The organism is Diaphorobacter ruginosibacter, assembly GCF_040396215.1.
GTDB lineage: Bacteria > Pseudomonadota > Gammaproteobacteria > Burkholderiales > Burkholderiaceae_C > Diaphorobacter_A > Diaphorobacter_A ruginosibacter_A.
In genome coordinates this window covers 18,851-40,033 of record NZ_JBEBOW010000012.1, presented here as the reverse complement: position 1 = coordinate 40,033, position 21,183 = coordinate 18,851, and the positions used below count along the sequence as shown (strand labels likewise).

General features: G+C 63.8%; 22 protein-coding genes. 16 read left to right on the top strand and 6 right to left on the bottom strand.

What is annotated here, in order from left to right; translation table 11 throughout:
* The 14 genes from ABWP92_RS03340 to ABWP92_RS03275 all read left to right on the top strand — a co-directional run.
* The coding region (locus ABWP92_RS03340) for a c-type cytochrome (RefSeq protein WP_353233930.1) at positions 1 to 292 on the top strand (292 nt) is incomplete at its 5' end.
* 4 nt (positions 293 to 296) lie between these two features.
* Entirely contained in the window at positions 297 to 1,520 is a 1,224-nt protein-coding gene (locus ABWP92_RS03335) for a cytochrome D1 domain-containing protein (protein WP_353233929.1), read from the top strand.
* A gap of 2 nt (positions 1,521 to 1,522) precedes the next feature.
* A complete protein-coding gene (gene ahbB, locus ABWP92_RS03330) occupies positions 1,523 to 2,599 on the top strand; it encodes a siroheme decarboxylase subunit beta (RefSeq protein WP_353233928.1) in 1,077 nt (358 codons plus the stop codon).
* Positions 2,586 to 3,047, top strand: coding sequence for an Lrp/AsnC family transcriptional regulator (locus tag ABWP92_RS03325; protein WP_353233927.1), 462 nt, complete (start codon positions 2,586 to 2,588; stop codon positions 3,045 to 3,047). The genes ahbB (ABWP92_RS03330) and ABWP92_RS03325 overlap by 14 nt, the downstream gene beginning before the upstream one ends.
* 1 nt (position 3,048) lies before the next feature.
* On the top strand, positions 3,049 to 3,531 hold the full coding sequence (ahbB, locus tag ABWP92_RS03320; protein WP_353233926.1) for a siroheme decarboxylase subunit beta: 483 nt from the start codon (positions 3,049 to 3,051) through the stop codon (positions 3,529 to 3,531).
* A gap of 2 nt (positions 3,532 to 3,533) precedes the next feature.
* Entirely contained in the window at positions 3,534 to 4,754 is a 1,221-nt protein-coding gene (nirJ, locus tag ABWP92_RS03315) for a heme d1 biosynthesis radical SAM protein NirJ (protein WP_353233925.1), read from the top strand.
* Positions 4,747 to 6,363, top strand: a complete 1,617-nt coding sequence (locus ABWP92_RS03310; protein ID WP_353233924.1) for a cytochrome D1 domain-containing protein — start codon at positions 4,747 to 4,749, stop codon at positions 6,361 to 6,363. Before nirJ ends, ABWP92_RS03310 begins: the two co-directional genes overlap by 8 nt.
* Positions 6,360 to 6,968: a cytochrome c oxidase subunit 3 gene (locus ABWP92_RS03305; RefSeq protein WP_353233923.1), complete on the top strand. Its 609-nt coding sequence runs from the start codon at positions 6,360 to 6,362 to the stop codon at positions 6,966 to 6,968. The genes ABWP92_RS03310 and ABWP92_RS03305 overlap by 4 nt, the downstream gene beginning before the upstream one ends.
* 17 nt (positions 6,969 to 6,985) lie before the next feature.
* Entirely contained in the window at positions 6,986 to 7,306 is a 321-nt protein-coding gene (locus tag ABWP92_RS03300; RefSeq protein ID WP_353233922.1) for a cytochrome C oxidase subunit IV family protein, read from the top strand.
* A 101-nt stretch (positions 7,307 to 7,407) separates the two neighbouring features.
* Positions 7,408 to 7,842, top strand: coding sequence for a c-type cytochrome (locus tag ABWP92_RS03295; RefSeq protein ID WP_353233921.1), 435 nt, complete (start codon positions 7,408 to 7,410; stop codon positions 7,840 to 7,842).
* Positions 7,843 to 7,856: 14 nt separating this feature from the next.
* A complete protein-coding gene (locus tag ABWP92_RS03290; protein WP_353233920.1) occupies positions 7,857 to 9,305 on the top strand; it encodes a cbb3-type cytochrome c oxidase subunit I in 1,449 nt (482 codons plus the stop codon).
* A gap of 48 nt (positions 9,306 to 9,353) precedes the next feature.
* The gene (locus ABWP92_RS03285) at positions 9,354 to 10,187 is read left to right on the top strand and encodes a CbbQ/NirQ/NorQ/GpvN family protein (RefSeq protein ID WP_502907438.1); all 834 of its coding nucleotides are present in this window, start codon (positions 9,354 to 9,356) and stop codon (positions 10,185 to 10,187) included.
* A 2-nt stretch (positions 10,188 to 10,189) separates the two neighbouring features.
* The gene (locus ABWP92_RS03280) at positions 10,190 to 12,055 is read left to right on the top strand and encodes a nitric oxide reductase activation protein NorD (RefSeq protein ID WP_353233919.1); all 1,866 of its coding nucleotides are present in this window, start codon (positions 10,190 to 10,192) and stop codon (positions 12,053 to 12,055) included.
* Between the two features lie 440 nt (positions 12,056 to 12,495).
* Complete coding sequence (locus ABWP92_RS03275) at positions 12,496 to 13,251, top strand: Crp/Fnr family transcriptional regulator (protein ID WP_353233918.1); 756 nt, start codon at positions 12,496 to 12,498, stop codon at positions 13,249 to 13,251.
* Between the two features lie 88 nt (positions 13,252 to 13,339).
* Here ABWP92_RS03275 and ABWP92_RS03270 read toward each other — a convergent pair whose 3' ends face one another.
* The 6 genes from ABWP92_RS03270 to ABWP92_RS03245 form a co-directional block, all read right to left on the bottom strand.
* Positions 13,340 to 13,957 carry a Maf family protein gene (locus ABWP92_RS03270; protein WP_353233917.1) on the bottom strand — a complete coding sequence of 206 codons (618 nt, stop codon included), beginning with the start codon at positions 13,955 to 13,957 and terminating at the stop codon, positions 13,340 to 13,342.
* A gap of 50 nt (positions 13,958 to 14,007) precedes the next feature.
* Positions 14,008 to 14,475 (bottom strand): 23S rRNA (pseudouridine(1915)-N(3))-methyltransferase RlmH, encoded by a 468-nt coding sequence (gene rlmH / locus ABWP92_RS03265; protein ID WP_353233916.1) that lies wholly within the window; start codon positions 14,473 to 14,475, stop codon positions 14,008 to 14,010.
* A gap of 85 nt (positions 14,476 to 14,560) precedes the next feature.
* A complete protein-coding gene (gene rsfS / locus ABWP92_RS03260) occupies positions 14,561 to 15,277 on the bottom strand; it encodes a ribosome silencing factor (RefSeq protein WP_353233915.1) in 717 nt (238 codons plus the stop codon).
* A gap of 173 nt (positions 15,278 to 15,450) precedes the next feature.
* Complete coding sequence (gene hemF / locus ABWP92_RS03255; protein ID WP_353233914.1) at positions 15,451 to 16,407, bottom strand: oxygen-dependent coproporphyrinogen oxidase; 957 nt, start codon at positions 16,405 to 16,407, stop codon at positions 15,451 to 15,453.
* A complete protein-coding gene (gene purD, locus ABWP92_RS03250) occupies positions 16,407 to 17,693 on the bottom strand; it encodes a phosphoribosylamine--glycine ligase (protein WP_353233913.1) in 1,287 nt (428 codons plus the stop codon). The genes hemF and purD overlap by 1 nt, the downstream gene beginning before the upstream one ends.
* Before the next feature lie 18 nt (positions 17,694 to 17,711).
* Entirely contained in the window at positions 17,712 to 18,431 is a 720-nt protein-coding gene (locus tag ABWP92_RS03245) for a YebC/PmpR family DNA-binding transcriptional regulator (RefSeq protein WP_353233912.1), read from the bottom strand.
* A gap of 79 nt (positions 18,432 to 18,510) precedes the next feature.
* Between ABWP92_RS03245 and ABWP92_RS03240 the strand changes: the two genes are divergently transcribed.
* Both ABWP92_RS03240 and ABWP92_RS03235 read left to right on the top strand, forming a co-directional pair.
* Complete coding sequence (locus tag ABWP92_RS03240) at positions 18,511 to 20,019, top strand: helicase HerA-like C-terminal domain-containing protein (RefSeq protein ID WP_353233911.1); 1,509 nt, start codon at positions 18,511 to 18,513, stop codon at positions 20,017 to 20,019.
* A 21-nt stretch (positions 20,020 to 20,040) separates the two neighbouring features.
* Entirely contained in the window at positions 20,041 to 21,012 is a 972-nt protein-coding gene (locus ABWP92_RS03235) for a threo-3-hydroxy-L-aspartate ammonia-lyase (RefSeq protein ID WP_353233910.1), read from the top strand.
* The last annotated feature ends 171 nt before the right edge of the window (positions 21,013 to 21,183 follow it).

Genomic DNA, 21,183 nt, shown 5'->3' with positions numbered 1-21,183 from the left:
AGCCCAGGCGCAAGCCCAGGCAACCCCGTCCGCCGAGCGCGAGAAGCAACTGGTGAGGATGGTGCGGCAGGACTGCGGCTCATGTCACGGCATGCATCTGACCGGGGGACTCGGGCCGGCACTGACCAGCCAGGCGCTGGACGGAAAGCCGCTCGCGTACCTCAGTACGGTGATCACATGGGGACTGCCGGGCACGCCAATGCCTGCCTGGCAGGCCCTGCTCAAGGAAGGCGAGGCCGACTGGATTGCACGCCAACTGGCCAAGGGCTTTCCCCAGGAAGAGAAAGAGTAGTTTCATGAAACGGCGAACATGGTTTGGCGCTGCGGCGGCAACACTGGCTCCACTGGCGCTCGGCGGATGCGCGAGTCCTGCTGAAAATTCCCGCCAAACCACCGCAACGGGCTTGCCCGCGCTGATGGGCACGGGCGATCTCGGAGTCATCATCGAGCGCGCCGACGGAGCGCTCACGTTCGTCAACACCAGCAGTTGCACATCCATCGGCCGCGTCAACGGACTCGGCGACCTCTCGCATGCATCCGTCGTCTTTTCACGCGACGAGCGCTACGCCTATGTGTTCGGGCGCGACGGCGGGCTGACCAAGGTGGACCTGCTCACCCAGGCCATCACCGGGCGCGTGATGCAGGCGGGCAACTCCATCGGCGGCGCCATCAATGCGGACGGCACCCTGGTCGCCGCGCAGAATTACACCCCCGGCGGCGTCAAGATCTTCCGCGCCGACTCGCTCGAGTTGCTGGCGGACCTGCCGGCGCTCGCAAAAGACGGCAAGCGCTCACGCGTCGTGGGTCTGGCGGACCTGCCGCAAAACCGCTTCATCTACAGCCTCTTCGATACAGACTCCATCTGCATCGCGGACTGCTCCGACATCTCCGCCCCCAGGATCCAGACGCTGGAAGGCATTGGCCGACAACCTTATGACGCCATGCTGACGCCCAACGGCAGGCACTACATCGCCGGGCTGTTCGGCGAGGATGGCCTCGCGCTCGTCGACCTGTGGGACGAGAAACCCACGGCCCGCCGCATCCTCTCGGGCTACGGGCGCGGCGAGAAACCGCTGCCGGTCTACAAGATGCCCCACCTGCGCGGCTGGACCGTGGCGGGGCAATATGCCTACCTTCCCGCCATTGGCCGCCATGAGGTGCTGGTCGTCGATACGCACACCTGGCGGGAGGCCGCGCGCATTCCGGTCGCAGGGCAACCCGTGTTCGTGATGGCCCGCCCGGATGGCCGGCAGGTCTGGGTGAACTTCTCGGTTCCCGACTACGACCGCATCCAGGTTATCGACACCCCTTCCCAGCGCGTCGTGGCCACGCTGCAACCCGGCAAGGCGGTCATGCACATGGAATTCGCGCCGCGCGGCCAGCACGTATGGATCAGTTGCCGCGATAGCGATCAGGTGAAGATCTACGACACCCATACGCTGCGCGAGCACGCCAGCATCTCCGTCAAAGCGCCCAGCGGTATTTTCTTCACATCGCGCGCGCAACGCATGGGGTTGTAGCCATGATCGCCAAGGACGTCACAACCCTTGCCCTGCTCAACCGGTGGCAACGTGATTTTCCGCTGTGTGACGCGCCTTTCCAAGCCATCGGCGATACCCTGGGCCTGCAGGTCGCCGACGTGATTCGCACCTACGAAAACCTGCAACACGCAGGCGCGTTCAGCAGGATAGGTGCCGTGTTCGCACCCGGCGCGGGCGGCGCATCCACGCTGGCCGCCATGGCGGTGCCGCAACACCGGCTCGAACAGGTCGCCGCACTCGTGTCGATACAGCCAGGCGTGAACCACAACTATGAGCGGGAACATCGGTTCAACCTCTGGTTCGTCGTCACCGGCCACGATGCCGCCGATATCGAGCGGCAGATGCGCGCCATCGAAACCGCCACCGGCATCCCGGTCATGCGCCTGCCGATGCTGCGGGCCTTCCGCATCGACACCGCTTTCGACCTGACACCCGGAGCGCGCAGCAATGCAGGAACCACCCGCGCGGCCAGCGAGTCCATCCAGCCGGGCCATCTGCCGCTTGCCGCACTTGCCGAACAGGGGCTGCCCCTGTGCGAGCGCCCCTTCGAAGCATGGGCCAGGCAATTGGGCTGCGGCACGCAAGAGCTGCTCTTCACCCTGCGCGGCTGGCTCGATGCAGGAATATTGAGCCGCTTCGGCGTGGTGGTCCGCCACCACGAATTGGGCTATTCAGCCAATGCCATGACGGTTTTCCAGGTACCCGCCGAACAGCTCGAAACATGCGGCCAGGCGCTGTCGCATTGCCCATCGATCACGCTGGTGTATCAGCGCGCAGCGGTCAAGGAATGGCCGTTCAACCTGTACTGCATGGTCCACGGCCGTGATCGCCGCGCCGTCGAGCAAACCGTTGCGGACACCATCCAGCGCGCGGGCATGGCGCACCTGCCCCGCCAGATTCTGTTCTCGAGAACCCGATTCAAGCAGACAGGCGCCAGCCGGTTTGCCAGGCATCTCCCCGGGGAGATACGTACTGCGCCGCCAGTGAGCGCAGCACGGCTGCAGACGTATTTCAAAAATCAAAAAACAGTAAAGGAGATAAACCATGCTGACACCTGAAGACGCAAGACTGATAGAACGCCTGCACGGCAACTTCCCGCTCGTGGACAGGCCCTATGCCGCAGTCGGCGAGGAGCTGGGCTGGAGCGAGGATCAGGTCATCAACCGCATAGGCATGCTGCTCTCGCAAGGCGTGCTCACCCGCTTCGGACCGCTGTTCCAAATCGAGCGCGCTGGCGGGCAGTTCCTGCTGGCCGCGATGGCCGTGCCCGAAGGCCGCTATGAAGAGATCACACGCACGGTCAACTCGTTTCCCGAAATCGCGCACAACTACCGGCGCGACCACGAGCTGAACATGTGGTTCGTGATTGCCGCCGAATCGCCGCGGCAAGCGAGCAGCGTGGCCGCGGCCATCGAATCCGAGACAGGCCTTCAGGTGGCCGTCTTCCCCAAGGAGGAAGAGTTCTTCGTCGAACTCCGGCTGCAACCTTTGAGCGTGAGGTACTGACATGGCACTCGATGATTTCGACCGCGCATTGATCGCCGCCACGCAATCCGGCCTACCCCTGCTGGCTCGGCCGTTCGACGCAGTTGGCGCGACGCTCGGCGTGTCCGGGGAAGCCGTCCGCGCGCGCCTGTCCTCCATGCAGGAGGAAGGCTTGATCCGGCGTATCGGCGCTGTCCCCAATCACTATCGACTGGGCTATGTCGCCAACGGCATGAGCGTCTGGGACATCGATGACGACCGAGTCTCCGAACTGGGCCGCGCCGTCGCCAAGCTGCCGGAGGTGAGCCACTGCTATCGCCGCCCGCGCCACCTGCCGCTGTGGCCCTACAACCTGTTCGTGATGCTGCATGGCCCCAGCCGCGAGCACGTGGCGGCCCAGGCGGAACGCATTCGCGCAATGCTGGGCGACGCCTGCCGCTCGCATGACATTCTTTACTCCACCGAGATTCTCAAGAAAACCGGATTGCGCCTCAAGGAGATCTAACCATGTTCAGAATCAGCCAATACATGCGGGAACTCAAGACCGCGCAGGACACCGGCACCTATCCGCATGTCAACGATCGCAAGGCCCGAGGGCCGGTCGTCATCTGGAACCTGATCCGCCGCTGCAACCTGACCTGCAAGCATTGCTATTCGTTTTCCGCCGACCATGAATACACGGGCGGCCTGACCACCGAAGAAGTGTTCACCGTCATGGATGACCTGCACGGCTTCGGCGTGCCCGCGCTCATTCTCTCGGGTGGCGAGCCGCTGCTCAGGCCCGACATCTTCAAGGTGCATGACTATGCCCGCGAACTGGGCTTCTACACCGGCCTGTCGACCAACGGCACGCTCATCGACGAGGAAACCGCCTCGCGCATCGCCGCATCGCGTTTCGACTACGTGGGCATCAGTCTCGACGGATTGCGCGTCACGCACGACAAGTTCCGCCGCATGAACGGCGCTTTCGACAAGAGCCTCGCCGCCATCCGCCATCTCGCGCAGCTCGACGTGAAAGTCGGCCTTCGCTACACGATGACCTCGATGAATGCGCACGATTTTCCCGCACTGCTGGCGTTGATGCGCACCGAGGGAGCGCAGAAATTCTATTTCTCGCACCTGAACTACGCGGGGCGTGGCAACGTGCACCGCGACAAGGACGCCGATCACCTCGCCACGCGCGCCGCGCTCAACATGCTGTTCGATCACGCATGGCAGTCCGTGCAGGAGGGGCGCAATGAAGAGTATGTCAGCGGCAACAACGACGCCGATGGCGTCTACCTTCTGCACTGGGTGCAAAAGCACATGCCGCAATGGGCGCCTCACCTGTACGCACGGCTGGTCGCATGGGGCGGCAACGCGAGCGGCCAGCAAGTCGCCAACATCGACAATCTGGGCAATGTCCACCCGGACACCATGTGGTGGCATCACACGCTTGGCAATGTCCGCGTGGCGCCGTTCTCGCATATCTGGAAGGACATGGGCGACCCGCTCATGGCGGGCCTGAACCAGCGGCCCCGCCCGGTCGAGGGCCGCTGCGCGGCGTGCCGCTATCTGAATATCTGCAATGGCAACACCCGCGTGCGCGCGCAGCAGCTCACCGGCAATGCCTGGGCCGAAGACCCCGGCTGCTATCTCACGGACGAAGAAATCGGTATTGCCACGACACCTTCGCCCGGCACGGCGGCCACGCAGCGAAACAGGACGATCGAGATACACCATGCCTGATTCACGCACCCGGCGCCTGTCCGCCTTCCTGGCCCCATTGAAGGCACCATTGAATGGCCTGCTCACCCTGGCGCTCGCGGCCTTCGGTGTTTCCGCGTTTGCGCAGACACCGCAGGGCGAGCATATTTCCGCCCTGTATCAACAGCATTGCGCGGTCTGCCATGGGGAGCAGCGCACCGGCGGCATGGGGCCGGCGCTTCTGCCCGAGAGCCTGGAGCGCATCCGCGCGCCGGAAATCGAGCGGGTGATCGCGCAGGGGCGCACCGCCACGCAGATGAACGGATTTTCCGGCCAGCTCTCCGAGCAGGAGATCAAGGCCATGTCGGCATGGATCCGCACCCCGGTGATTCCCGCTCCGGTCTGGAAGAATGCCGACATCACCGCCTCGCGCATCTTCCACGAGGATGAGGCCAACGCGCCCGACAAGCCCGTGTGGGACGCAGACCCCATGAACCTGTTCCTAGTGGTCGAAGGCGGTGACCACCATGTGTCGATTCTCAATGGCGACACCTTCGAGGTGATCAAGCGCTTTCCATCGCGCTTCGCCCTGCACGGCGGCCCCAAGTTCACCCCCGATGGGCGATACGTCTTCTTCGGCTCGCGCGACGGCTGGATCACCAAATACGACCTCTGGCGGCTGCGCGTCGTGGCCGAAGTCCGCGCCGGCCTCAACATGCGCAACGTAGCTGTCAGCAGCGATGGGCGCTATGTCATGGCGGCCAATTACCTGCCGCATACCGTCGCGCTGTTCGACTCCGGGCTGAACCTCATCCGCACCTACGACGCGCAGTCCGCCACCGGCGGCAGTTCGCGCGTATCCGCCGTGTATGACGCCGAGCCGCGCAAGAGCTTTGTCGTCGCGCTCAAGGACATTCCGGAGATCTGGGAAATTCCGTACGGATCGGCCAGTCCCTCCCGGGCAGGCCCCGACCTGCAGACGGCCACCATGAACCAGGCGCTCGAACACCTGAGCATCCGGCGCACCACCCTCTCCGAGCCGCTGGACGACTTCTTCTTCGACCAATCCTACCGCCACGTGCTTGGCGCGACCCGCGCGCGCGCCCAGGGCGATACCCAGCCAAGTGCGCAGGTCGTCGATCTCGACCAGCGCCGCAAGATCGCCGACCTGCCGCTCAGCGGCATGCCGCACCTCGGCTCCGGAATCACATTCGCATGGAACGGCACGACGGTGCTCGCCAGCCCCAATCTGGGCACAGGCACCATCGACGTCATCGACATGAAGGACTGGAAACCGGTGCGCACCTTGCCCATGCCCGGACCGGGCTTCTTCATGCGCAGCCATGAAAACACGCCCTACGCCTGGACCGATTCGATGATGAGCCCCAAGGCCAAGGACACGCTCACCATCATCGACAAGCGGACGCTTGAGGTCGCAGCGCAGGTGAAGGAGCCGGGCAAGACGCTCGCCCACATCGAATTCACCCGCGACGGCAAATATGCGCTGGCAAGCCTGTGGGAAATGGACGGAGCCGTCATCGTCTATGACGCCAACACCTTCAAGGAAATCAAACGCCTGCCGATGAGCAAACCGGTGGGCAAATACAACGTGTGGAACAAGATCACACGCAGCGAAGGCACATCCCATTGACTACCGAAACCGCAGAGCCCCCCCTGGCCGCAGCCCAACGCCCAACGCCCGCCGGACGCCTTCCCGGCGACCTCGTGATCTGGCTGTTCGTACTGCTCGAGCTGTCCACCTTCGCCCTTCTCTTTCTGGCGTTCGCGTTCACGCGCCTGAGCCAGCCGGAGATCTTCGCCGCGGGCCAGGACAGCCTCGATCAATCGGTCGGCGCGATCAACACCATGCTGCTCATCACCGCCAGCGCATGCGCCGCGCAGGCGCTGGCCAGCGTGCGGGCGGCCAGGCCGAAAACCGGCGCGCGCTGGCTGTGCGGCGCGCTGCTTTTTGGAGCCGGCTTCCTCGTGCTGAAGAGCCAGGAATACATGGCCAAATGGCACGAAGGCATCGACATCGCCAGCAACGACTTCTACATGCTCTGGGCCATGCTCACCGGCTTTCATTTCATGCACGTGGTGGCCGGATGCGTGATCTTCACGCTGCTGATCCGGCCCACGGCCAGCGGCAGATATACCGCCGAAAACTGCATCCCGCTGGAGTCCGGCTGCGTTTTCTGGCATATGGTCGATCTATTGTGGATCGTGCTTTTCCCACTCGTCTATCTGCTGCGATAGCGAAAGCGCAGGCTCCCATGAAAGAAGAAAATCCCGACCCTGCCAAGCAGGCACCCGAGCGCCGCGCGGCCCGCAGAATCTACGTGGCATGGCTCACACTGCTGATTGCAACGCTGCTTTCATGGTGGCTGGCGGAGGGCCACCACCCCGACGGAATCGGGCTGGCCGCCACCTGCGTCGTGATGGCGCTCTCCGGCATCAAGGGACTGATCATCGCCCTTGATTTCATGGAGCTGCGGCATGCGCCGCGCCTGTGGCGCAACGGACTGCTGTGCTGGCTGGCCGTGATTCTGCTCGTCATTTTCCTGGCAGCGCTCTGGCACGATCACCTGCTCTGACACTCCGGCTGCCAGGCGCGCCTTTTTTTCTTGAACGGGTTCAAGGACAGAACCCGAGCAAAAAAGGAGGATTAAGTCCTCAGTTCGATGGAGGGCTTCATATGAGCCAGATTACCGGCGGGTTTACCAAGCAGATGGCCCGCAACATGTTCTACGGCGGCACTGCCTTTTTCATTCTGCTTTTCGCTGCGATGGTTTTCGACAGCGAACGCCGTATCCCCGAGCGCTCCAATGCGCACGAAATCACGCCGGCCGTCATCGCCGGCAAACATATCTGGGAGACGCGCAACTGCATCGGTTGCCACACGCTTCTGGGCGAAGGCGCCTACTTCGCGCCGGAGCTGGGCAACGTGTACAAGCGCCGTGGTCCGGACTTCATCAAGGCCTGGCTGGCCGCGATGCCGACGCACTCGCCCGGCCGCAGACAGATGCCCCAGTTCAACCTCTCCGAGCAGCAGACCAACGACCTGATCGAGTTCCTGCGCTGGACCGGCGAAATCAACACAGAAAACTGGCCACCAAACATTGAAGGTTGAACCAGGAGCACCCCATGATCAATCCAGTTCTCAAATACCAAAGCCAATCGGTCGCAAGACTCTATTTCATCGCCGCCATGGTGCTCTTCGCGGGGCAGATCCTGTTCGGCGTCACGCTCGGCCTGCAATACCTGATCGGGGATCTGTTCTTCCCCTACATACCGTTCAATATCGCCCGCATGGTTCACACCAACCTGCTGATCGTGTGGCTGCTGTTCGGCTTCATGGGCGCGGCGTACTACATCGTGCCGGAAGAATCCGAGACCGAGCTGCACAGCCCGGGCCTGGCGATCGCCCTGTTCTGGATCTTCCTCGTGGCGGGCGTGCTCACCATCGTCGGCTACCTCGCTGTTCCCTATGCCAAGCTGGCGGAACTCACGGGCAATGACCTGCTGCAGACCATGGGCCGCGAGTTCCTCGAGCAGCCACTGCCCACCAAGGTCGGCATCGTTATCGTCGCCCTGGGCTTCCTCTACAACATCAGCCTCACCACGCTCAAGGGTCGCAAGACCAGCGTCTCCATCGTGCTGCTGCTCGGTCTGTGGGGACTTGCGCTGATGTTCCTGTTCAGCTTCGTCAATCCGGTCAACCTGGTGCGCGACAAGATGTACTGGTGGTTCGTGGTCCACCTCTGGGTGGAAGGCGTGTGGGAGCTGATTCTCGGCGCACTGCTCGCTTTCGTGCTCATCAAGACCACCGGCGTCGACCGCGAGGTGATCGACAAGTGGCTGTACGTGATCATTGCGTTCGCCCTGATGACCGGCCTGCTGGGCACCGGCCACCACTACTACTTCATCGGACTGCCAGGCTACTGGAAGTGGGTCGGCAGCATCTTCTCCGCACTGGAACCCCTGCCGTTCTTCATGATGACGCTGTTTGCCTTCAACATGGTCAGGCAGCGCCGCCGCGAGCATCCCAACCAGGCCGCCATCACCTGGGCCCTGGGCACCGCGGTGGTCGGCTTCATCGGCGCGGGCGTCTGGGGTTTCATCCACACGCTGAGCGTGGTGAACTACTACACCCACGGCTCGCAACTGACCGCCGCTCACGGCCACCTGGCTTTCTACGGCGCCTACGTGCTCGTCGTCATCACGCTGATCAGCTACGCCATGCCGATCCTGCGCGGCCGCCTTGCCAACAGCCCCGAAGCCCAGCGCCTGGAAATCCGCAGCTTCTGGATCATGACCGTCGGCATGTGCATCATGGTCCTGGCCCTGACAGCCGCTGGCGTGCATCAGGTCTGGGTCCAACGCCTGCCCACAGAATCCGCCATGGGATTCATGGCAGCCCAGGATCTGCTGCGTGGCTACTACTGGGTGCGCGTGGCTGGCGGCGTGCTGTTCCTCATCGGACAGTTCACCTACTTCGCAAGCTTCTTCGTGAAGGGCTCGCACATCCTGCCCGAGACGAACCATGTATCCGGCAAGGCTCCCCTTCAGGGCCAGCGGGCCGTGCATGCCTGATACGGCAGAACGCCTGAAGTAATACATAGCATCAATAACAGAGGAGCCATGTCCGTGGACCACAGTGAAGTACTACATCTGCCAGACGGCATGGCCCAGACTCTGTCCGCGCCGTATTACGCGGCGACCAGCGATGAATGCGAGCTTTTCGAGCACGCATTCAGACAGCGCCTGCCGGTCCTCCTAAAAGGGCCGACGGGCTGCGGCAAGACGCGCTTCGTCGAACACATGGCCGCGCGTCTTGGCCGCCACCTCATTACCGTCAGCTGCCACGACGACCTGTCGGCAGCCGACCTCGTGGGCCGCCACCTCATCAGCGAGAGCGGCACGCAATGGGCCGACGGCCCGCTCACGCGCGCCGTGCGGCAAGGCGCGATCTGCTATCTCGACGAGGTAGTGGAAGCCCGCAAGGACACCACCGTCGTGCTCCATCCCCTCGCCGATGATCGCCGGGTCCTGCCCGTCGAGCGCACCGGCGAGCACCTGCAGGCGGCCGACGGCTTCATGCTGGTGGTCAGCTACAACCCCGGCTACCAGAACGTGCTCAAGGGACTCAAGCCGAGCACGCGCCAGCGCTTTGTCGCGCTTCAGTTCGACTACCCGGCCCCGGCCATCGAACGCGAAATCCTGCAACGCGAATCCGGCATCGATGACGCCACCGCCGCTCAGCTGATCGAGCTGGCGACGGCGTTGCGCCGGCTCACCGACCAGGATCTGGAAGAAACCGTCAGCACGCGCCTGCTCGTCATGGCCGCGCGCCTGGCCGCCAGCGGAGTGCCCATCGCGAAAGCCTGCCGCGCCGCGATCGTCGATGCGCTCACCGACGACGCCGAAACGGCGCTGGCCCTCGCCGAACTCACGACCGCCGTCATGGGCAGCTAGCCATGGAAGAATGGGTCGGCCAGCAGTGGCACCGCTTCATCACCCGGGTCGCGGAAAAGCACACCACGCATGCATCCGTGCGGCTCGAAGAAGCCCAGCGAAGCATCGGGCTGCTGTTTCGCGCGGGCGGCGGAGAAGGCGGCACACGCATCGCGCAAGCGGGCCGTACCCGCACCGGCAGCCCCCGCACCCTGCTGCAGCGAATTGCCGGCAGCACCAGCCAGGCCGAACTGGGCATATGGCAGCGCGATACGCTATCGCTGCCCGCCGAAATCGGCCTTTTCGACGATTCCCGGCTCAACCGCTCGCTCTATCTCTGGCTAGCGGCCCTGGCAGCATGCATGCAGCCCGCGGCCCATTGGATCGCAGCCAATGCACAGGCCAGCGCCGAAGCGCTCAAACGTTTTCCCGGCCTCAAGTCCATTCACGCGCAACTGCTGGCGGCACAGCTTGCCGAGCGACCGCCACTGCGCGGGCTGAGGGGCAAGAGCGCTGCCGCGGAAAGAGCGATCCAGCTGGCCTTGCAAGGCCGGTTCGACGAAATGGACGAGCTGGCCGCATCGGATGCTTCGCAGATCACCCCCGCCGACGCCGCTCCCGTATGGCTCTGGTTCGTCCTGCCCACCGAAGGAGTGCAACAGGCGTTACCTGCCGCCCAGCCCTCCGGCGAGAACAAGCCCGCCACCAAGCAGGCTTTGCAGGATGCCTGCAGACGCGCCGCCAAGCGCGTGGAAGACGAGCGGAACTCAGCGCCTCTCGTCATGGTGTTCCGCGCCGAATCCATTCTTTCCTGGGCTGAATTCACCAAGGTGAACCGGGCCGATGACGATGAGGACGACGGCCGCCAGCTCCAGGCGGCCAACGATATGGAAGAGCTGGCCATCGCCAACGACGGCAGCTCCAGCGCATCACGCGTGAAATTCGACCTCGACCTGCCCAGCGCCGCGCACGACGACCTGCCGCTTGCCGAAGGCTTGCGTTTTCCCGAATGGGATTGGCGCTCGGAAAAACTGCTTCCCGAGCACTGCTCCATTCAGGTGTCCGTGGCGCGAGACACCCAGGCTTATGAACCCAGCCCAAGGCTCCGCGCCATCGCCCGCAGGATGCGCCGCCACCTTGAGCTCGCACGCGCGGGCGCTGACCGCGTGCGAGGCTGCACGGACGGAGAAGAGGTAGACCTGGATGCTTTCGTGCGCTACCGGGCCGATCACCTTTACGCGCCGCCGAGCACCAGGACAAAGGACGAATCGCCAGCCATTTTCGTACAGCGGCGCCGCCAGCAGCACAGCCTTGCCTGCCTGCTGCTCGCCGATCTGTCGCAATCGACCGACGCCTACGCCACGCAGGATGCGCGCGTGATCGATCTCATCCACGACTCCCTGCAGGTCTTTGGCGAAGCCCTCTCCACCTGCGGCGATGCATTCGAGATGCTGGGCTTCTCCTCGGTGCGCAGGCAGCATGTGCGTCTTCAACATCTCAAGGGCTTTGAAGAGTCCTGGGATCAGCGCTGCCAGGAGCGCGTCGCCGCAATCAAGCCAGGCTACTACACACGCATGGGCGCCGCGATCCGCTATGCCAGCAAGCGCCTTGGCGAACGCGCCGAGCAGCAACGGCTGCTTTTGATCCTTACCGATGGCAAACCCAATGACCTGGACATTTACGAGGGCCGCTACGGACTGGAAGACACACGCCACGCGGTGCTTGAAGCCAAGGCCGCCGGCCTGACTCCGTTTTGCGTCACCATCGACGCCAAGGCGCACGACTATCTTCCGCACCTGTTCGGCAGCCATGGCTACGCGTTGGTGCACAAGCCCGGCGAGTTGAATCACCGGCTTGCGCGGCTTTATGCCGACCTGACCAGGCAATGAAACCGCCACGTCCCAGGGATTCCCTGCATGAATCGATCGTCAAGCAGCTTGCGCGGATCGGGATGGGATACAAGGCGAAACCGCAGCGATAGCCGTAGCTATCGCGAGGATTTTCAACGCCGTGGACCGCCCCAGTCCGCGCATGCATCGATCTGATTTGTGCAGAGGGTCCTTAAAGCTGCTAACACGACCCAGCAAACCGAAGGTTTGCGATCGAGACGAGGCGCGAAGCCGCAGGCAGTACAAGCGTACGACAAGGCGAAGCAACGACGTATCGAGGGTTGTGTTAGCGGCTTTTAGCGCTTTGGATGCGAGGGTTCAACACCAGTTACCAATACCCGAGAGCATTATTCGCACAATCCATTAACACTTGATTGACATCAATTCCTCGGATTGAAAACAAAACTCTAATCAGGCTCAGCCATTTGAAAGCCTGAGCCATGCACATCCAGAATTTTGACACTCCACGATATCTCGCTGCTCTGCCGCTTTTCCAGGAGATGACGTCAGATGAGCTCCAGCGCCTTGCCCTTGGCTGCAAGCTGCGCAGGTTCTCCAGGGGTGAAGGTGTCTTTCATGTGGGCATGCCTTGCGAAGAGTTCCATGTCACCGTCAGCGGGCAGGTCAAGCTTTTCGCCATCTCGCCGGCGGGGCAAGAGAAGATCATCGAACTTGCCGGCCCGGGAATCACCTTCGCCGAAGCCCTGATGTTCACGGACAAGCCCTATATCGTGAACGCACAGGCGCTTGCGGACTCCCTGGTGCTCAGCGTCAGCAAATTCGCGGTGGTTCATGAAATCGAAAATGACCCCCGTTTCGCCATGCGCATGCTGGCCGGCATTTCCCGCCGCCTGCACGGCCTGATTCACGACGTGCAGGCTTATTCGCTGCACAGCGGCATGCAGCGCGTCATCGGCTATCTGCTCAACTCCCTGCCCGAAGACGCCGAAGACGCCGCGGCAATGACGCTGGCAAGCAACGGCTATGGCGGTGCGGCAGCGCCAACAATCAAGGCCCGGCCGCTCAACATCTCCCTGCCCGTCAGCAAGGCGACCATCGCCTCGCGGCTTTCCATCACGCCGGAATATTTCTCAAGAGTGCTGCACGATCTGGAAGCCGCCGGATTGATCCACATGGACAAGCGCGAGATCCACATCCCCGATGCCGCCCGCCTGGCCAGCTACACGCTGCAATAGGGCCTGACGCATCGGCCTGGAGAGCCGTGGGGCCAATGCTCCGCCATCCTCCGGCAGCGGGTGCGCAGGAGGCGCCAGACGCCAGGTGTCAGATCGCGATGACGCCCGCGGCCCGCAACAGCTGCGCGGTTTCATACAGCGGCAGCCCCATGATGCCGGTATAGCTTCCATTGAGATTGGAGACGTACTGCGCGACCGGCCCCTGGATACCATAGGCGCCCGCCTTGCCCATGGGCTCACCGCTTTCGACGTAGGCATCGATCTGCGCCTGCGTCATCGGCGCAAAACGTACACGTGATTCAGACAGCGCAGCCAGGCGTGCGTCGCCCGCCTGCAGCGCGACCGCCGTCAGCACGCAGTGCTCATTGCCCGAAAGCTCGGACAACATGCGCCTGGCATCCTGCGCATCCACGGGCTTGCCATAGATCCTGCGGCCCATCGCCACGGTGGTGTCCGAACAGAGAATGGGCGCCTGCGCAAGCCCGCGCCGCGCGAGCCGCGCCACCGCCGCATCGAGCTTCAGGCCCGTTACCCGCCGCACATAATCGAGCGGCAGCTCGCCCGGCAACACCTCCTCGATCGCTTCCGCGTCCTCGCGCTGGTCATCGCCTTCGTTCGGCAGCAGCAACAGATACCGCACCCCCAATTGATCCAGCAATTGGCGGCGGCGGGGACTTTGGGAGGCAAGATAGACGAAATCGGGCATATAGGATGTGCGATATGCGGCAGGGACTGGCCGGATCCGGCCAGGGCAGCTTATTCGCGATGGTATGGATGGCCCGCGTTCACGGACCAGGCTCGGTACAACTGCTCTATCAGCAGAACGCGAACCATCGCGTGAGGCAGCGTCAGATCGGACAGGCGGATGCGCTCGTGCGCGGCCTGCCTGAAAGCAGGCTCGAGCCCGTCCGGCCCGCCGATCACCAGTGCCACGTCATCGCCGCTCAACTGCCAATCCTTCAATCGCTGTGCCAAGGCCTTGGTGGTAAGGCTGGTGCCGCGCTCATCGAGCACGACGACACGGGTTCCACGCGGAATGGCGGCCTCGATGCGCTCGCACTCGGCCGCATACAGCGTCTCGAGCGACTTGGAGCCGCGCGGCTCCGTCTTCACCGCCTTGAGCTCAACCTTGATTTCGTGCGGAAAGCGCTTGGCGTAGTCGTCATAGGCCGTCTGTGCCCAATCCGGAACACGCTGCCCCACCGCGACGATCAATATCTTCATGTTCGTGCCGCCCTGAAAAGCAAGGGAGGCCCGCCTTCACGGCAGCGCCTCCCATCCCATGTGCTTGCATCCAACGCCGGGTGGATCAGGCCTTGCGCGCAGGTGTCTTGCGCGCTGCGGGCTTCTTGGCCGGAGCGGATTTCTTGGCAGCCGGCGATGCCTTCTTGGCGCCCGCCGGCTTGTTCACCACGACCGTCTTCACCACGGCCTTCCTGGCCGCTGGCTTGGAGGCAGTTGCCTTCTTGGCTGCGGGCTTCGTGGCCGGTGCGGCCTTGCGGGCCACGGCGGGCTTGGCCGCGGATTTCTTGGCTGCGGGCTTGTCCTGCGCAGCACTCTTGCGGGCTGGAGCGCGCTTCTTCGCCGCCGGCTTGGCTGCCTTTTCGGGCGAATCTTCCGAAGCGCTCACGCGGCGTGGCTTGGGTGCGCCTATCCTCATGCGCACCGGGGTCTCGCCCCAGATTTCCTCCAGGCGGTAGTACTGGCGGATGGCCGGCTGCATGATGTGCGCCACGGCCTGCCCGCAGTCAACAATGATCCATTCGCCATTTTCCTCGCCCTCGACGCGCGGCTTGGAAAAACCGGCTTCCTTCACCGCATCGCGCACACTGGCGGCCAGCGCCTTGGTCTGCCGGTTGGAATTGCCTGTGGCAACGATCACGCGCTCGAACAGCGGCGAGAGCTGCTCGGTGTTGAAAACCTGGATATCAACGGCCTTGACGTCTTCCAGGCCGTCCACAATGGCGCGCTGGAGTTTGGTGACGTCTTTCTTGGCGGAAGATTCCGATTTGATGGAGGTGCTCATCAGGGTGGTTCAATCGAATGGAGTAGGGAGATCAATATAGCGCGCCAGCGAAATCATGGGCAACAGGGATTGCCACCCGGGCGCGTTCAGTATCTCGAATATGTTGGAGGTCCGTGCCGCTATCCGCGACACGGAAAATGGTGAAAATTATAGACAATCGGCGCGTCGAGGCCTCAGACCCAGTCGCGCCGCTGCAGAAAGTGATCGGTCAGCCGCGCCTCCGGCGAGCCCGGCTCGCATGCGCGCTGGTATGACCAGCTCACCAGCGGCGGCATGGACAGCAGGATCGACTCGGTACGCCCACCCGACTGCAGGCCGAAATGCGTGCCGCGATCCCAAACGAGGTTGAATTCGACGTAGCGGCCCCGGCGGTACAGTTGGAAGTCGCGCTCGCGCTCGCCGTATTCTGTATCCACACGGCGCTCGACGATCGGCAGATAGGCCCGGGCGAAGGCATCGCCGACGCTTTGCAGCATGGCGAAACTCCGCTCGAAGCCCAGCTCGGAGAAATCATCGAAGAAGATCCCGCCGACGCCGCGCTGTTCGTTGCGATGCTTGTTGCAGAAGTACTCATCGCACCACTGCTTGAAGCGTGGATAGAGGCCGCCGCCAAAGGGCGCCAGCGCATCACGGCACACTTCATGAAAGTGCACCGCGTCTTCGTCGAATCCGTAATACGGCGTGAGATCCATGCCCCCGCCGAACCAGCAGACCGGCTCGCCCCCAGGCCCGGCCGCGGCGATCATGCGCACATTCATGTGTACCGTGGGCACATAGGGATTGCGCGGATGGAACACCAGCGACACGCCCATGGCCTCGAACGGCGCGCCCGCCAGCTCCGGCCGGTGCTGGGTGGCCGAAGGCGGCAACTGCGCGCCCTTGACGTGCGAGAAGCCACAGCCGGCGCGCTCGAACACGCGCCCGTTTTCCATGATCTTCGTGATGCCGTCACCCCGCAGGCGCTCCTGCGGCCCCTTGTTCCACGGATCGGCCAGAAAACGCGCGCCGCCCTGCTCCAGCGGCCCTTCAACGGCCTCGAGCGCTTCAGTGATGCGGGCCTGCAGGCCCACAAGGTACTCGCGCACGCGCTGCACGCTGGCTGCCGGCTGGAGGGTGGAATCAGGAATCATCAGACGTGGTTCTTCACGGCGCGATGGCCGATGTCGCGACGATACTGCGCGCCGTCGAAATAGATGCCGCGCGCCACATCGTAGGCACGCTGCTGCGCCTGCTTGACGTTGTCGGCCAGCGCCGTCACGCAAAGCACGCGGCCGCCGCTGGTGCGCACCACGCCATCGACCAGTTCCGTGCCGGCATGGAACACCATGGCATCGTCCATGGCTTCGGGCAGGCCGGTGATGGCGTCCCCCTTTCGCGGGCTCTCGGGATAACCGTGAGCGGCCATCACCACGCCCAGCGCGGTACGGCGGTCCCATTGCATCTCCACCTGGTCGAGCCTGCCGTCCACGGCAGCGGACAGGATGTCCAGCAGATCGCTCTTCAGGCGCATCATGATCGGCTGGGTTTCCGGATCACCCATGCGGCAGTTGAATTCCAGCGTCTTGGGGTGGCCCTTGGCGTCGATCATCAGGCCGGCGTACAGGAAGCCGGTGTAGGGCAGGCCGTCCTTTTCCATGCCGCGCACCGTCGGCAGAATGATCTCGCGCATGGCGCGCGCATGCACGTCGGCAGTCACCACGGGCGCGGGAGAGTACGCGCCCATGCCGCCAGTGTTCGGGCCCTGGTCGCCGTCCTTCAGGCGCTTGTGGTCCTGGCTGGTGGCCAGCGCCACCACGTTCTTGCCGTCGCTCATCACGATGAACGAAGCTTCCTCTCCTTCAAGGAACTCCTCGATAACCACGCGCGCGCCGCCGTCGTTGTGGGAAACGCCGTACTTGTTGTCAACCAGCATGAAATCGACGGCCTCATGGGCTTCCTGCAGTGTCGTGGCCACCACCACGCCCTTGCCGGCGGCCAGGCCGTCGGCCTTCACCACGATGGGCGCGCCGAGCTTGTCGATGAACGCATGCGCGGCCACCGGATCGCTGAAGGTCTCGTAGGCCGCCGTTGGAATGCCGTGGCGCTTCATGAAGTCCTTGGAGAACGCCTTGGAGCTTTCCAGCTGCGCGGCAGCCTTCGTCGGGCCGAAGATGCGCAGCCCATGCGCGCGGAACTCATCGACCACGCCCGCAGCCAGAGGCGCTTCCGGGCCCACCACGGTCAGGTTGATTTTTTCCTTCTGCGCCCATTCGCGCAATTGCGACGGGTCGCTGAGCGGAACATTCACGAAATCGGGATTCAAGGCCGTGCCGCCATTGCCCGGCGCCACATAGACCTTGGTGACCTTGGGCGAGCCGTTGAGCTTCCAGGCCAGTGCGTGTTCTCGGCCGCCGCCACCAATCACGAGGACTTTCATTTTCTTGTCATAGCCTCATCACAACTCTGCGTTGTGGTAGACCTCTTGTACATCGTCCAGGTCTTCCAGGACATCCAGCAGTTTCTGCATGCGCGCGGCATCGTCGCCTTCGAGCGCGACCGATACATCGGGGCGCATGGTCACGTCCGCCACCTCGGCCACGAGGCCCGCGCCCTGCAGCGCATTCTTCACGGCCTCGAAATCGGCGGGGGCGGTCAGCACCTCGATGGCGCCCTCCTCGTCCGTGATCACGTCCTCGGCACCCGCCTCGAGCGCCACTTCCATGACCTTGTCCTCGTCCGTACCCGGCGCGAAGATCAATTGACCCACGTTCTTGAACTGGAAAGCAACCGAACCATTGGTCCCCATGTTGCCGCCGTATTTGCTGAACGCATGGCGCACTTCGGCGACGGTGCGGACGTGATTATCGGTCATTGTGTCAACAATGATTGCCGCGCCGCCGATGCCATAGCCCTCATAGCGGATTTCCTCGTAGGTCACGCCCTCGAGGTTGCCGGTGGCCTTGTCCACGTTGCGCTTGATGTTGTCCGCGGGCATATTGGCTGCCTTGGCCTTGTCGATCGCCAGGCGCAGGCGCGGATTGGCATCCGGGTCGCCACCGCCCTGCCGGGCAGCCACCATGATTTCACGAATGATGCGAGTCCAGATCTTGCCGCGTTTCTCATCCTGGCGACCTTTGCGGTGCTGGATGTTCGCCCATTTACTGTGTCCTGCCACAGGGAGTCCTTCTGATTTAATAATCCACTGAGCGCGATTTTACTTTTGACTTCGAATCCCTACACACTCATTCACTGCCATGGCTGAACCACTACTCATTGCCCAGCACGCTTTAGTCCAATGCCACCTGCTGCCGGGGCTGGCCAATCGCCACGGTCTCATCACCGGCGCGACCGGCACCGGCAAGTCCGTCACGCTGCAGAAACTGGCGGAGGAGTTCTCGAAGATCGGCGTTCCAGTCTTCCTTGCCGACGTCAAGGGCGATCTCACCGGCATCAGCCAGCAGGGCAGCATCGGCGACAAGATGGCCGCGACGCTCGATGAGCGCGGCCTGCCCCGGCCCGAGCCCTTCGCCTGCCCCGCCACGCTGTGGGATGTGTTCGGCGACCAGGGCCATCCGGTCCGCGCCACCATCTCGGACATGGGGCCGCTGCTGCTGGGCCGCATGCTCGACCTGAACGACACGCAGATGGGCGTGCTCAATCTGGTGTTCAAGATCGCCGACGACAACGGCATGCTGCTGCTGGACCTGAAGGACCTGCGCGCCATGCTCGCGCACGTGGGCGACAACGCCAGGCAGTTCACCACCGAATACGGCAACATCAGTCCGGCAAGCGTGGGCGCGATCCAGCGCGGGCTGCTGCAGATCGAGCAGCAAGGCGGCGACAGATTCTTTGGCGAGCCGATGCTCAACATCCAGGACTTCATGCAGACCGTGGGCGGCAAGGGCGTGGTGAACATCCTCGCGGCGGACAAGCTCATGAATTCGCCGCGCCTGTATGCCACCTTCCTTCTGTGGATGCTCTCCGAGCTGTTCGAGCAGTTGCCGGAAATCGGCGACCCGGACAAGCCCAGGCTCGTCTTTTTCTTCGACGAAGCCCACTTGCTGTTCAACGAAGCGCCCAAGGCGCTGCTCGAACGCATCGAGCTGGTCGTGCGGCTGGTGCGCTCCAAGGGCGTCGGCGTGTACTTCGCCACGCAGAATCCGCTGGACATCCCCGACAGCGTGCTCGCCCAGCTCGGCAACCGCGTGCAGCACGCGCTGCGCGCCTTCACGCCGCGCGACCAGAAGGCCGTGAAGGCCACCGCCACCACCATGCGCCCCAATCCGGGGCTGGACATCGAGGCGGCGATCACCGAAGTCGGCGTGGGCGAGGCGCTCATCAGCTTTCTCGACCCCAAGGGCCGCCCCACGCCGACCGAACGCGTCTATGTGATTCCCCCGGGCAGCCAGATCGGCCCGATTTCCGCTGACCAGCGCAAATCGTTGATGGCCGGCTCGCTGGTGGCCGGCACCTACGACACGCCCATCGACCGCGAATCCGCCTATGAGATCCTGCGTGGACGCGCCGAAGGCCAGGCCTCGAGCGCCGCCGTACAGAAGGGCCAGGCATCGCAAGGCGCCGAAGGCGGCATCATGGACGAGCTCAACAACGTCCTGTTCGGCAGCACCGGTCCGCGCGGCGGCAAGAAGGACGGCCTGGTACAGACCATGGCCAAGTCCGCCGTGCGCACGGTAGGCACCAACCTGGGCAAGGAAATCCTGCGTGGCGTGCTGGGCGGCCTGCTCGGCGGCCGCAAGAAATGACACAGAAGGAAAACATTTGCCATGACTTCCCCCTCGCTCCCCACCTTCGATGACGTGAAAGCCGCCGCAGCCCGCCTGAAAGGCGTGGCGCACCGCACGCCGACGCTGCGCTCGAGCACCGCCGATGCGCTCCTGGGCGCCGAGCTGTACTTCAAATGCGAGAACCTCCAGCGCATGGGAGCGTTCAAGTTCCGCGGCGGCTACAACACGCTCGCGCAGTTCACGCCCGAAGAAAGAAAACGCGGCGTGCTCGCCTTCTCATCGGGCAACCACGCGCAGGCCATCACGCTGTCGGCCCGTATTCTCGGCATGCCCGCGGTGATCGTCATGCCCGAGGACGCACCAGCGGCCAAACTGGCCGCCACGCGCGGCTATGGCGCGGAGGTCGTCACCTACGACCGCTTCACCGAGGACCGCGAGGCGATCAGCCAGCGCATCGCCGGCGAGCGCGGCATGACGCTGGTGCCGCCCTTCAACCATCCTCACGTGATCGCGGGGCAAGGCACGGCGGCGCTCGAACTGCTGGAGGACGTGCCCGGCCTCGACTACCTCTTCACACCGCTGGGCGGCGGCGGCCTGCTCTCCGGCACGCTGCTTGCCGCGAAGGCAATGGCGCCCGCGTGCCAGGTCTTCGGCGTCGAACCCGAGGCCGGCAACGACGGCCAGCAATCACTGCGCAAGGGCGAGATCGTCAGGATCGACACGCCCCAGACGATCGCCGACGGCGCGCAGACCCAGGCGCTAGGCGACATCACCTTCGCCATCATCCGCGGCGGCGCGAGCGGCATCGTCACCGCCAGCGACGCGCAACTGGCCGAGGCCATGCGCTTTTACGCGCAGCGCATGAAGATCGTCGTCGAGCCCACCGGCGCGCTCTCGCTTGCGGGCGCCCGCCACGGCGGAGTGGACTTCAGGGGCAAGCGCGTGGGCATCATCATCAGCGGCGGCAACGTCGATCTGGCGAACTATGGGCGGCTGCTGGGCAGCGATTGATCGCCCAAGGAGTCACCCAAGAGATCGCCCAAGGACATGCCGGGCGGCGGCGGAGCGATAATGCCATCCGCATGCCAGCCCCCGGGGCCCGGCGCTTCCACCCCCTGGACCGAGGCGGGCATCGCTTTCTGGCAGACTTCCCCTCCCGGATATATCCCGCAAAAACAAAAA

What these genes read in the sequence shown, in the direction of transcription:
- ABWP92_RS03235 (WP_353233910.1), top strand. Translation starts at nt 20,041, where the DNA reads ATGACTTCCCCCTCGCTCCCCACCTTCGATGACGTGAAAGCCGCCGCA.
- ABWP92_RS03335 (WP_353233929.1), top strand. Translation starts at nt 297, where the DNA reads ATGAAACGGCGAACATGGTTTGGCGCTGCGGCGGCAACACTGGCTCCA.
- ABWP92_RS03290 (WP_353233920.1), top strand. Translation starts at nt 7,857, where the DNA reads ATGATCAATCCAGTTCTCAAATACCAAAGCCAATCGGTCGCAAGACTC.
- ABWP92_RS03275 (WP_353233918.1), top strand. Translation starts at nt 12,496, where the DNA reads ATGCACATCCAGAATTTTGACACTCCACGATATCTCGCTGCTCTGCCG.
- ABWP92_RS03285 (WP_502907438.1), top strand. Translation starts at nt 9,354, where the DNA reads ATGTCCGTGGACCACAGTGAAGTACTACATCTGCCAGACGGCATGGCC.
- hemF (WP_353233914.1), bottom strand. Translation starts at nt 16,407, where the DNA reads ATGATTCCTGATTCCACCCTCCAGCCGGCAGCCAGCGTGCAGCGCGTG.
- rlmH (WP_353233916.1), bottom strand. Translation starts at nt 14,475, where the DNA reads ATGAAGATATTGATCGTCGCGGTGGGGCAGCGTGTTCCGGATTGGGCA.
- ABWP92_RS03300 (WP_353233922.1), top strand. Translation starts at nt 6,986, where the DNA reads ATGAAAGAAGAAAATCCCGACCCTGCCAAGCAGGCACCCGAGCGCCGC.
- purD (WP_353233913.1), bottom strand. Translation starts at nt 17,693, where the DNA reads ATGAAAGTCCTCGTGATTGGTGGCGGCGGCCGAGAACACGCACTGGCC.
- ABWP92_RS03240 (WP_353233911.1), top strand. Translation starts at nt 18,511, where the DNA reads ATGGCTGAACCACTACTCATTGCCCAGCACGCTTTAGTCCAATGCCAC.
- ABWP92_RS03270 (WP_353233917.1), bottom strand. Translation starts at nt 13,957, where the DNA reads ATGCCCGATTTCGTCTATCTTGCCTCCCAAAGTCCCCGCCGCCGCCAA.
- ahbB (WP_353233926.1), top strand. Translation starts at nt 3,049, where the DNA reads ATGGCACTCGATGATTTCGACCGCGCATTGATCGCCGCCACGCAATCC.
- rsfS (WP_353233915.1), bottom strand. Translation starts at nt 15,277, where the DNA reads ATGAGCACCTCCATCAAATCGGAATCTTCCGCCAAGAAAGACGTCACC.
- ABWP92_RS03325 (WP_353233927.1), top strand. Translation starts at nt 2,586, where the DNA reads ATGCTGACACCTGAAGACGCAAGACTGATAGAACGCCTGCACGGCAAC.
- ABWP92_RS03280 (WP_353233919.1), top strand. Translation starts at nt 10,190, where the DNA reads ATGGAAGAATGGGTCGGCCAGCAGTGGCACCGCTTCATCACCCGGGTC.
- nirJ (WP_353233925.1), top strand. Translation starts at nt 3,534, where the DNA reads ATGTTCAGAATCAGCCAATACATGCGGGAACTCAAGACCGCGCAGGAC.
- ABWP92_RS03310 (WP_353233924.1), top strand. Translation starts at nt 4,747, where the DNA reads ATGCCTGATTCACGCACCCGGCGCCTGTCCGCCTTCCTGGCCCCATTG.
- ABWP92_RS03295 (WP_353233921.1), top strand. Translation starts at nt 7,408, where the DNA reads ATGAGCCAGATTACCGGCGGGTTTACCAAGCAGATGGCCCGCAACATG.
- ahbB (WP_353233928.1), top strand. Translation starts at nt 1,523, where the DNA reads ATGATCGCCAAGGACGTCACAACCCTTGCCCTGCTCAACCGGTGGCAA.